The organism is Streptomyces jumonjinensis (assembly GCF_009600885.1).
Taxonomy (GTDB): Bacteria; Actinomycetota; Actinomycetes; order Streptomycetales; family Streptomycetaceae; genus Streptomyces; species Streptomyces jumonjinensis.
The window spans coordinates 7,248-17,795 of record NZ_VCLA01000144.1 but is presented as its reverse complement, the minus strand read 5'-3'; the positions used below and the strand labels follow the sequence as shown (position 1 = coordinate 17,795).

General features: G+C 71.8%; 9 protein-coding genes. 6 read left to right on the top strand and 3 right to left on the bottom strand.

The window, feature by feature from the left end; all coding sequences use genetic code 11:
- The coding region (locus FF041_RS17490; RefSeq protein ID WP_153523671.1) for a DEAD/DEAH box helicase at nucleotides 1-1,322 on the bottom strand (1,322 nt) is incomplete at its 3' end.
- A 348-nt stretch (nucleotides 1,323-1,670) separates the two neighbouring features.
- Nucleotides 1,671-1,874: a cold-shock protein gene (locus tag FF041_RS17485; RefSeq protein ID WP_042152846.1), complete on the bottom strand. Its 204-nt coding sequence runs from the start codon at nucleotides 1,872-1,874 to the stop codon at nucleotides 1,671-1,673.
- A gap of 645 nt (nucleotides 1,875-2,519) precedes the next feature.
- On the opposite strand from FF041_RS17485, the gene FF041_RS17480 reads away from it, so the two are divergent.
- The 6 genes from FF041_RS17480 to FF041_RS17455 all read left to right on the top strand — a co-directional run bounded on the left by FF041_RS17480 (nucleotide 2,520) and on the right by FF041_RS17455 (nucleotide 7,181).
- Nucleotides 2,520-2,870, top strand: a complete 351-nt coding sequence (locus tag FF041_RS17480) for a MerR family transcriptional regulator (protein WP_153523670.1) — start codon at nucleotides 2,520-2,522, stop codon at nucleotides 2,868-2,870.
- A 241-nt stretch (nucleotides 2,871-3,111) separates the two neighbouring features.
- The gene (locus tag FF041_RS17475; protein WP_153523669.1) at nucleotides 3,112-3,336 is read left to right on the top strand and encodes a hypothetical protein; all 225 of its coding nucleotides are present in this window, start codon (nucleotides 3,112-3,114) and stop codon (nucleotides 3,334-3,336) included.
- A 215-nt stretch (nucleotides 3,337-3,551) separates the two neighbouring features.
- Nucleotides 3,552-3,938, top strand: coding sequence for an SHOCT domain-containing protein (locus FF041_RS17470; protein ID WP_323391983.1), 387 nt, complete (start codon nucleotides 3,552-3,554; stop codon nucleotides 3,936-3,938).
- 130 nt (nucleotides 3,939-4,068) lie between these two features.
- The gene (locus FF041_RS17465; protein ID WP_153523668.1) at nucleotides 4,069-5,040 is read left to right on the top strand and encodes an ATP-binding cassette domain-containing protein; all 972 of its coding nucleotides are present in this window, start codon (nucleotides 4,069-4,071) and stop codon (nucleotides 5,038-5,040) included.
- The gene (locus tag FF041_RS17460; protein WP_153523667.1) at nucleotides 5,037-5,825 is read left to right on the top strand and encodes an ABC transporter permease; all 789 of its coding nucleotides are present in this window, start codon (nucleotides 5,037-5,039) and stop codon (nucleotides 5,823-5,825) included. The genes FF041_RS17465 and FF041_RS17460 overlap by 4 nt, the downstream gene beginning before the upstream one ends.
- 108 nt (nucleotides 5,826-5,933) lie before the next feature.
- A complete protein-coding gene (locus tag FF041_RS17455; RefSeq protein WP_153523666.1) occupies nucleotides 5,934-7,181 on the top strand; it encodes a cytochrome P450 in 1,248 nt (415 codons plus the stop codon).
- An 87-nt stretch (nucleotides 7,182-7,268) separates the two neighbouring features.
- Here FF041_RS17455 and FF041_RS17450 read toward each other — a convergent pair whose 3' ends face one another.
- The gene (locus tag FF041_RS17450) at nucleotides 7,269-10,487 is read right to left on the bottom strand and encodes an ATP-binding protein (protein WP_323391982.1); all 3,219 of its coding nucleotides are present in this window, start codon (nucleotides 10,485-10,487) and stop codon (nucleotides 7,269-7,271) included.
- Between the last annotated feature and the right edge of the window lie 61 nt (nucleotides 10,488-10,548).

The window sequence follows — 10,548 nt, the reverse complement described above, 5'->3', positions numbered from 1 at the left end:
CTGGTCTGCGGGGTGATCCCGGCGTCCGCCATCAGGTTGTCCATGGAGTGGCGCTGATGGGGCAGTACGAGGGTGACGACGCTGCCGGACTCACCCGCGCGGGCGGTGCGTCCGCCACGGTGCAGATAGTCCTTGAAGTCGGCGGGCGGGTCGACGTTGACGACGAGGTCGAGATCGTCGACATGGATGCCGCGCGCCGCCACATTGGTGGCGACCAGGACCGTGATGTCGCCCTCCTTGAACCGGGCCAGGGTCCGGGTGCGCTGCGGCTGGGACTTCCCTCCGTGCAGCGCCGAGGCGTGCACTCCGCTGCGCAGCAGATGCTTGGTGAGCCGGTCCACCGCGTGCTTGGTGTCCAGGAACATGATCGTCCGGCCGTCGCGGGCCGCGATCTCGGTCGCCGTGTCGTTCTTGTCGGCGTCGCGTACGTAGAGGAGGTGGTGCTCCATCGTGGTCACCGCGCCCGCGTTGGGGTCGACCGAGTGCACGACCGGGTCGTCCAGGTAGCGGCGGACGAGCACATCGACGTTGCGGTCCAGGGTGGCCGAGAAGAGCAGCCGCTGGCCGTCCGGCCGCACCATGTCGAGCAGGGCGGTGATCTGCGGCATGAAGCCCATGTCGGCCATCTGGTCGGCTTCGTCCAGGACGGTGATGCCGACGCGGTCCAGCCGGCAGTCGCCGCGCTGTACGAGGTCCCTCAGCCGGCCGGGGGTGGCCACGACGACCTCGGCCCCGTCGCGCAGCGCGCGGGCCTGCCTGCTCATCGACAGACCGCCGACGACGGTGGTCAGCCGCAGCTGGAGGGCGCGGGCGTAGGGGGTGAGGGCGTCCGTCACCTGCTGGGCGAGGTCCCGGGTGGGGACGAGGACCAGGGAGAGCGGCTGTCGGGGCTCGGCGCGCAGTCCGGCGGTACGGGCCAGCAGGGCGAGGCCGAAGGCCAGGGTCTTGCCGGAGCCGGTACGGCCGCGGCCGAGGACGTCACGGCCCGCCAGCGAGTTCGGCAGGGTCGCGGCCTGGATCGGGAACGGCACGGTCACGCCCTCGGAGGCCAGCGCCGCGAGCATCGCCTTGGGCATGTCCAGCTCGGCGAACTCGTTCACCGCCGGCAGCGACGGGACGCGGGGCGTCGGGACGGTGTACTCGCCCCGGAGCGTTCCCGGACGGGCTCCGCCGCGGCCCGCCGAAGCGGTGCGGGAGCCGCCGGAGCGCCTCGGCGGCTTGCTGCCGGAACGACCTTGAGCGGCGCCGCCGCTCTGGGCCTGGCCGGAACGGAAGTTACGGCCGTCCACTCGTGCTGTGCGATTGCGACCTGTGCGGCTCATGCTGAACCCTCCTCGAAAGCGACGCGTACGACGAACCTCGGCCAACCGGCCGCACAGGGAATCGCAAGACGAGTCGATAAAGATCAAGAAAAACGACTGTTATTTGGCGTCTCCGGCGTATGCGAGCGGAGAAAACACGCCACAAAGAGCAGCCGGGCTCATGCTGAACTTCGAATGCCGAGGTCCGGGATTCGCGGTTTCGATCGGGGCGAATCGCCCGTGTGAGGGATCGACGCGCAGCTCCGGTGTCACCGGACGCCGCACGGATCGACACGGCAGAGCAGGCCGCACAGCAAAACGGAGGGGCCCGCACCCAAGGTGCGGGCCCCAACGTCACATGCTTTGACTTCAGGCGGGGAGGATGTTCTCGGCCTGCGGGCCCTTCTGGCCCTGCGTGACGTCGAAGGTCACCTTCTGGCCCTCCTGGAGCTCACGGAAGCCCTGGGTGGCGATGTTCGAGTAGTGGGCGAACACGTCAGCGCCGCCACCGTCCTGCTCGATGAAGCCGAAGCCCTTTTCCGAGTTGAACCACTTCACGGTGCCAGTAGCCATATCTAAATCTCCTTCGGGGAATGCATCGGACTCGCACTGTGCGAGCCTCGCGCCGCCGCGATGATTGCCCCATCCGGAGAGAACCGGCAACACAAAGTGCTCCCACAGGCCAGATGACCGGTGGAGGCACTTGAAAGTTTGGGAACCACAACTGCAACTGCGATCGACAGTAGCACGGCTCGTGGGACGCCGCGTGGAGATTACACAGTCGGTGGGCGAGAAGTCACAAATCCAGGGGGTATGGAGTCACAAAACCGTCATCAGCGCATCAACTATTTCTCAGACGCCGAGATGAGATATTCAGCGCCAGGACGGACCATCCCAGCTCCGTCGGCAGCTCCGCACACCCCGCGACCGGCCCATCTGCCGGGCTGATCAGCGGAGTACGGGTGTGTGTTCGAGGTCTGAATCTATGATCGCCACGTTAGACATGCTTCACCGCCAGTGGATAGGGTCCGCGCGTAGGCGCGCAGTCGTCCAGTGGGGACGGACGTGGCCCGCCAGGAAGGATTCGCCGGCCGCGCGGACCACGGACGCTCCCGCGACCATGGCTCCGGCCCGCCGGGTGGGCAGGCGATACCGACCGCATGGGGCCTGGGTCACACTGGACCAGGGCCTCTTCGACGCCACCGACGAAGGGCGCGCATGGCTCAAGGAACCCGACCGAACGCCGCCGACAATCTCGACGACGACGATTACCCCGCGTACACGATGGGTCGTGCGGCGGAGCTGATCGGGACCACTCCGGCCTTTCTGCGGGCCCTCGGCGAGGCCGGGCTGATCACCCCGCTGAGGTCCGGCGGCGGCCACCGCCGCTACTCGCGCCATCAGCTGCGCATCGCCGCCCGCGCGCGCGAGCTGGTGGACCAGGGCACGCCGATCGAGGCCGCCTGCCGCATCATCCTTCTCGAAGACCAGCTCAAGGACGCCCTGCGGATCAACGAGGAGCTCCGCCGGGGCGAGAGCGGCCCGGACGACCGGTCCGGCGGCGTCTGATCAGTGCCTGGCCGGTGTCCGCCGGAGTAGCGTGGAAGAACCCCGGGCACGCCCGTACGCCCCGTACACGCGTGCGGCACATACCCCCTGAGCGCACCGGGAGCGCGGCGCGCTCAGGGTCAGGGGCCCGGTGGACAGGGCCCCGGTGGGCAGGGCTCCCGCGGGCAGGCCGGTGCGTACGGCCGTACGCGTCCCGCCCCGAGGCCGGGACCGGGAGAGCCGTCCCCAAGGAGGTACGGATATGACGACCGTCGTCGTCGCCGCCGCGATCATCGCCATGATCCTCGTGGGAGTGGCGCTGATCCACCGGCTCAACGCGCGGCAGCAGGCGCGGACCGCGGCGTACCACTACGGCGACACCCTGCCGGGGGTCGGCCGTCCGCACCGGCCGAAGCACCCTCATCCCGGGGCCGGGGAGAGCCGCTCCCCCGGAGAAGAGGGCCGTTCCCCCGACGACGAGCGCTGAGGACCGCCGCCCCGTACCGCCCCGGTACCGCGCCGGGCCCGCCCGGGCTCGGCGAAATCCACCCGAATGGCCTACACCAGCGTGCGCCCGCCCCCGGCGGCTCCTTCACTGAGGCTGAGCGGCACCGGCGCCCGCCCGTGCACACATCGGCAGAGGCGACGACCGTCTCCCCCACCATCCCCATGGAGCCCGTCTCCCCAGGAAGGGAACCGACCGTGGACGACTATCCCCTCCTCAATCTCTTCTGGACCATGCTCTGGTTCTTCCTCTGGGTCGTATGGCTGTTTCTGCTCTTCAAGGTGATCTCGGACATTTTCCGCGACCACGGCCTGCACGGCTGGGGCAAAGCGGGCTGGCTGATCCTGGTCATCGTGCTGCCGTTCATCGGCGTGCTGATCTATGTGATCGTCCGGGGCAAGTCGATGAGCGGTCGCGAGATCGCCGCCGCGCAGGAGCGTGACGCCGCCTTCAAGTCGTACATCCGGGAGTCCGCGGGAGGCGGCGGAAGCGCCTCCGAGCTCACCAAGCTGGCCGAGCTCAAGGAGAAGGGCGCGCTCACCGACGAGGAGTTCCAGAAGGCCAAGCAGCGGCTGCTCTCCTGAATCGCCTCTGCGTGCGACCGGCCCCGGGTATCCGCCCGGGGCCGCTCCGCGCGCCCGCTGAAACTCCCCCGGCACCCGCTGAAGCCGCCGTGAAGCCGCGCTGAAGCCCGCCGCCGACAAGCTCTGCGGCATGACCTCACCGCACCACCTCACTCCACCGCCCCCGGCCATCACGGCCGCCGGACTGCGCAAGGCGTACGGCGACAAGACCGTGCTCGACGGCATCGATCTGCATGTCCCGCAGGGCACGGTCTTCTCGCTGCTCGGCCCCAACGGCGCGGGCAAGACCACCGCGGTCCGGATCCTCTCCACCCTCAGCACCGCCGACAGCGGGAGCGCCCGCATCCTCGGCCGTGATCTGACCGCCGACCCGCGCGGGGTGCGCTCCGTGATCGGCGTCACCGGACAGTTCTCCGCCGTGGACAACATGATCACCGGCGCGGAGAACATGGCCCTCATGGCGGACCTGCACCATCTGGACCGCCGCGAGAGCCGCCGGATCACCGCCGAGCTGCTCGAACGCTTCGATCTCGTGGACGCTGCCAAGAAGCCCGCGTCCACCTACTCCGGCGGCATGCGCAGGCGGCTCGACATCGCGATGACCCTGGTCGGCGGCCCCCAGGTGATCTTCCTCGATGAGCCGACGACCGGGCTCGACCCCCGCAGCCGCCACAACATGTGGCAGATCATCCGGGATCTGGTCTCCGGCGGCGTCACCGTCTTCCTCACCACGCAGTATCTGGAGGAGGCCGACCAGCTCGCCGACCGGATCGCGGTCCTCAGCCGGGGGAAGCTGGTCGCCCAGGGCACCCCCGACGAGCTCAAGCGGCTGGTGCCCGGCGGCCATGTCCGGCTCCGGTTCGACACCGCGAGCGATCTCGCCTCCGCCTGCCGGGCGCTGGGCGACGGGACACCGGACGACGAGGGGCTCACCCTCCAGGTGCCCAGCGACGGCAGCGTCGCGGCCCTGCGCCTCCTGCTCGACCGGCTCGACCGGGCGTCCGTCGCCGTCGGCACGCTGACCGTCCACACCCCCGACCTCGACGACGTGTTCTTCGCCGTCACCGGCCACCCCGACAACGACAAGGTGGAAGCCCGATGAGCGCCCCCTCGTACCCCCTGCGCGACTCGGCGACCATGCTGCGGCGCAATCTGCTGCACGCCAGGCGCTATCCGTCCATGACGCTCGGCGTGGTCGCCATGCCGATCATCATCCTGCTGCTCTTCGTCTATGTCTTCGGCAGCTCGCTGAGCGCCGGGATCGGCGGCGGCGGGGACCGCGCCGCGTATATCGCCTATGTCGTCCCCGGCATTCTGCTGATGACCGTGGGTTCCGCGTCCACCTCGACCGCCGTGGCCGTCTGCACCGATATGGCCGAGGGCATCGTCGCCCGCTTCCGCACCATGGCGATCTCCCGCTCCTCGATCCTGATCGGCCATGTCATCGGCAGCGTCATCCAGACGATGATCAGCCTGGTGCTGGTCACCGGGGTCGCGCTCGCCATCGGTTTCCGTTCGAACGCCACCGCCGTCGAGTGGGTCGCCGCCGCCGGAATCCTGGCTCTGACGGCCCTCGCGCTCACCTGGCTCGCGGTCGGCATCGGCCTCGCCAACCCGACCGCCGAGGCGGCCAGCAACGCCGTACTGCCGCTGTCGTTCCTGCTGCCCTTCATGAGCAGCGCCTTCGTGCCGGTGGAGTCGATGCCGGGCTGGATCCGCTGGTTCGCCGAGTACCAGCCGTTCACCACCGTCATCGAGACCCTGCGCGGACTGCTCACCGGCAGCGGGATCGGCGCCGACGGCTGGCTGGCCCTGGGCTGGGGCGTCGGGCTCACCGTCCTCGGCTACCTCTGGTCGAGGAACCGGTTCAACCGCTCCTCCCGCTGATCCTCCACGGCTCTCCCTCTCCGAAGAGTCCCCGAGAGTCGTCCGAAAGCCGCCCAAAAACCGTCCGAAAGTCTCCGAAAGTCTCCGAAAGCCTTCGAAAGGTGTGTCATGTCCGAGTCCAGCGCCGTCCAGCTGACCCCCGAGCTCGTCGAGGACCCGGTCCGCGGCTATGCGGACCTCCGCGAGCGGGACTCGCTCGCGGAGGTGCTGCTGCCCGGCAGCCAGATCCCGGTACGGCTCATCACCCGTTACGCCGATGTCCGGACCGCCCTGAGCGAGCCGCGGCTGATCAGGAACCGCGGCGCGGTCCCCGGCGGCGCCGAGGGCCCCGACCCGCAGGCCGAACTCGCCGCCGCCGTCTTCGACGCCTTCCCGCCGGAGTACGCGAAGTATCTGACCGGCCCGCTCGCGCTCTTCGACGGCGCGGAGCACGCCCGCCGCCGGGCTCCCCTCACCCGCGCCTTCACCGCCCGGCGGATCGCGTCCCTGCGCTCGTTCACCGAGCGGACCGCGCAGGAGCTGCTGGACTCGCTCGCCGAGCGGGGCGGGGCGGATCTGCTCCATGAGTTCGCCTACCCCCTCTGCACCGCCGTGATCTGCGAGCTCGTCGGCGTCGACGAGGCCGACCGGGCACAGGTGTGCGGGTGGATACGGGACTTCGCCTACGGCGACGGAACCGGGGCCGTCGCCGGTCTCAAGGGCGTCGTGGACTATGTCGCCCGGCTGATCGCCCGCCGCCGGGCCGAACCGGCCGACGACCTGATCTCCGCGCTGATCCAGAACAGCGCCGGGAGCGGCGATCCGCTCACCGAGGACGAGCTGATCTCGACGGTCTTCCTCCTCATCGACACCGGCATCACCCCGCCCGCGCTCTTCCTCGCCCACGCCGCGCTCGCCCTGTTCGACCACCCCGGCCAGCTCGCCCTGCTGCGGGAGCGGCCGGAGCTGCTGGAGCGGGCCGTGCCCGAACTGCTGCGGTACGTCTCCATGGTGCGGATCGGCGCGTCGCTGTACGCCGCCGAGGACTTCACCTTCGCCGGGACCCCGCTCCGGAAGGGCGAGGCCGTGGCGGTGGCCCTGATCGCCGCGAACCATGACCCTCAGGAGTACGGGGAGCACGCCGAGCGTCTCGACATCACCCGGGAGTTCGGCCGGGGCGACGGCCATCTCGCCTTCGGCCACGGAGCCCATTACTGCCTGGGCGCGGCGCTCGGACGGCTGGTGACCGGGGTCGTCTTCGACCGGCTGCTCATCGGGCGGCCGGGCGTGGAGCTCGCCGTGCCCCGCGACGGGCTGGAGTTCGGGCACTGGCCCGGGGACGGGTTCCATCTGCTGGGTCTGCCGGTACGGCTCTGAGACCGCTTGCCGCGGGTACGGGTCGGCGGGTCAGCCGGGGCGGTGCGGGTCGCCCCGGTCAGTCGGGGGCACCGCAGGTCACCCCGGTCACCCCCGCTTCCGCAGCAGGGCGAGCGCCGCCTCCCGGACCCCCTCGGGGCCCAGCGAGGCGTACGCCGCCACCGACTCCTCGTACGCCGCCCGGTCGGCGTCCTCGGCCGCGTTCCGGGCGCGGGCCGACGACATGGTCGGCTGGAAGCTCCGCATCCAGCGGAACCGGTCGGCCAGCGCGATCAGCCGTACCCCGGTCCGCAGCGACCGGGAATCCCCCGAGCGGCGGGCGTGGTCGAGATCGGTCAGCCCCAGCGCGAGGGCGAGCGCCCCGCAGACCGGGAAGTCCACCAGCGCCCGCTGCGGATGGCCGGCCGCCCGGGTCAGCAGGGCCGTCAGCCGGTCCGGGAGTACGGCGGCGAGCTCCGCGACCGGATCGAGCCGGCCGTGCCGGGCATGGGCCGCCACCGCCACGGCCTGGATCTCCAGCAGCCAGGGCTCCAGGTCCAGTTCGGCGCCGAAGAGCGGAACCGTGTCCTCCGCGACCCGCTCGACCGCCTCGCGCCAGAGGCCGAGACCGCGCTCCGTATCCCCCCGCGCGAGCGCTATCTCCGCGCGGGCCGCGAGGTCCGGGGTGAGGGCGTCGGGCGATTCGCTCGGCTGGTTCAGCAGGGCCAGCTCCAGCCAGCGCTCCGCCGCGTCGACCGCCCCGGTCTGGAGATTGGCCAGCACCAGACCCCAGCGCAGCCCCATCGTGTCGTGCCACTCGCCGAACTCGTCGAGCAGCCGCATGGCCCGGCGGATATGGCGGTCGGCCTCCTCGCCCCGCTCGGTCTGGAGACAGAGCTCCCCCAGCCGGGAGAGGGCCATGATCTGGAGCCAGGGAATCCGCCGCTCGTCGAAGACGGCGAGGGTCCGGCGGGCGGCCTTCATCGCCAGGTCGGGCTCGTGCTCGCTCTCCCATCGGTAGCTGGCGACCCCGGAGGCGACGCCCGCGAGCAGCGGCTCGCCGCTCTCGCAGAGCGCGTGCAGCGCCGAAGGGTCCGGGCCGAGCACATCGGGGGCGGTGCACAGGACCGTCGCGATGGCTCTGATCAGGGTGTCCGCCGGGGCGGCCGGGAGTCTGCGCAGGGCGACCAGAAAGCGTGGCGAGCCATGGCCCACGCCGAGAAAGACATTGGCGCTGATCAGCGAGGCGGCGGTGCGGAGCACCTCGATCCCGTCGGGCTCCGGACGGTGGTGCGAGAGCAGCCGGCCGGTGTCCTGGGTCAGGGCGCTGAGGCGGGCGTAGCTCGATTCCGTGGTCCACAGGGCGGCGAGCACCGCGGCGACCGCGGCGACCGTGGCCCCGTCGTCGCGGGCGATCCCGAGCCGTAGCGCCGCGACGAGATTGTCCTGCTCGGCCTTGATCAGCCGCCAGGATCCGACCGGGTCGGCGCCGAAGGGCGCGTCATGGTGCGCGCGGCCGAAGTCGCGGGCCCAGCCGGTGAACCACTCGGTCACCCGCTCGGTCTCGCCCGCCTGTTCACGGTGGGCCGCGCTGAACTCCCGTACGGTCTCCAGCATCCGGAAGCGGGTCCCGGAGGGGGTGTCGGCCACCTTCAGCAGCGACTGATCGGTCAGATCCTCCAGGGTCTGGAGGACATCCGCGCCGCCGGTCATGGGCTGGGGGTCCGCGAACAGCTGATGCCCGCCGAGCAGGCGTTCGGCGGCCTGGGCGGTGAAGCCGCCGGGGAAGACGGAGAGCGCGCGCAGGGCGGCCTGCCCCGCCGGTTCCAGCAGATTCCAGCTCCAGTCGACGACCGCGTGCAGGGTGCGGTGCCGCTGGGGCGCGTCGCGCGCGCCGCCGCGCAGCAGCGCGAAGCGGTCCTCCAGCCGGGCGGCTATCTCGGCGACCGTCATGATCCGCACCCGGGCCGCCGCGAGCTCGGTCGCCAGCGGCAGCCCGTCCAGCCGGCGGCAGAGCTCCGCGACCTGCTCCCCGGGCAGCTCCACTCCGGGGCGGGCGGCGCGGGCGCGCTGCTCGAACAGCTCCACCGTGGTCGCCGGATCCAGCTCCGGCAGCGGATACACCGATTCGGAGGAGAGACCGAGGGGGGCCCGGCTGGTGGTGAGCACCCGCAGCTCCCGGGTCATCGAGACCAGGGCCCGTACCAGCTCGGCGACGCCCTGGACGACATGCTCGCAGTTGTCCAGGATCAGCAGCGCGGGGCCGGGCCCGAGGGCGGTCACGATGCCGGTCAGCTGGTCCGCCGGGGAGCCGAAACCGCCCGCCGGCGGGCGCCGGGACTCTCCCGCGCCGAGCGCCGACGCGACCTCGGCCGCCACATCCGCGTCGCCGGTGACGCCGGCGAGCGCGACCAGATGGACGGCCCGGGCCTCCGCCCGCCGGCCGACCGCGCCCGCGAGCCTGGTCTTGCCGAGTCCGCCCGCCCCCACGATCGAGGTGACCCGGGAGGTGTGGAGCAGCCGGGTCACCGCGGCGATGTCGCCGTCCCGGCCGAGGAGCGCGTTGGGCTCGTGGGGCACCCCGCGCCGGACCGCGGGAGCCTGGCCCCGCAGCAGTTCCTGGTGCAGGGCGCGCAGCGCGGGGCCGGGGTCGGCGCCGAGCTCCTCGCGCAGGGCGCGGCGGTAGCGGTCGTACGTCGCCAGGGCCGCGGCGGCGCCCGTGCCGGCCGCCTCGCAGCGCACCAGCTCCAGCAGCACCTCCTCGTCCCGTGGCCGTTCGCGGGCCAGCCCGGTGAGCGGTGGGAGCGCCCCGGCCCGGTCGCCGGAGCGGGCGAGGCCCAGCGCACGGTCCCGTACCAGCGACCGGTACGCCGCCGCCCGCTCGGCCCGCAGCGCGGACACCGGGTCCCCGGCCAGGGGCTCCTGCTGCCCGGGCCCGTCCGCGCCCCAGAGCGCGAGGCCCGCCTCGGCCTCGGCGAGCGATCCCGCGTGGTCCCCGGCGCGTGCCTTCTCGGCGCTCGCGGCGGTGTGCAGCAGCACGGCGGAGGCGTCGACCCGCTCCTCGCCGAGGGTGAGCCGGTATCCGGTGGGCGTGCTGGCGATGACCTCGGGCCCGAGGAGCGCACGGGCCCGCGAGATGAGGATCTGGAGCGCCTTGGTGGGGTTCTCGGGCAGCTTGTCGGGCCACAGCCCCTCCACGAGCCGCCCGGTCCCACACCCGACGCGCACCTCCCCGGCGAGCAGCGCGAGCAGCCCGCGCAGCCGGGGGGCGGTGATCTCCTGCCCCCGGTAGGACACGGTCGACAGCACGCTCAACTCGATGGTCACCGCAGAAAGGTTAGGGCCTTCCGTCCGGGGTGGGCCGGGTTCGGGCGTCCTGGGGGGCCGT

Excerpts from the sequence above, each read along its gene's own strand:
- FF041_RS17460 (WP_153523667.1), top strand. The coding sequence starts at position 5,037 with ATGAGCGCCCCCTCGTACCCCCTGCGCGACTCGGCGACCATGCTGCGG.
- FF041_RS17475 (WP_153523669.1), top strand. The coding sequence starts at position 3,112 with ATGACGACCGTCGTCGTCGCCGCCGCGATCATCGCCATGATCCTCGTG.
- FF041_RS17455 (WP_153523666.1), top strand. The coding sequence starts at position 5,934 with ATGTCCGAGTCCAGCGCCGTCCAGCTGACCCCCGAGCTCGTCGAGGAC.
- FF041_RS17465 (WP_153523668.1), top strand. The coding sequence starts at position 4,069 with ATGACCTCACCGCACCACCTCACTCCACCGCCCCCGGCCATCACGGCC.
- FF041_RS17485 (WP_042152846.1), bottom strand. The coding sequence starts at position 1,874 with ATGGCTACTGGCACCGTGAAGTGGTTCAACTCGGAAAAGGGCTTCGGC.
- FF041_RS17480 (WP_153523670.1), top strand. The coding sequence starts at position 2,520 with ATGGCTCAAGGAACCCGACCGAACGCCGCCGACAATCTCGACGACGAC.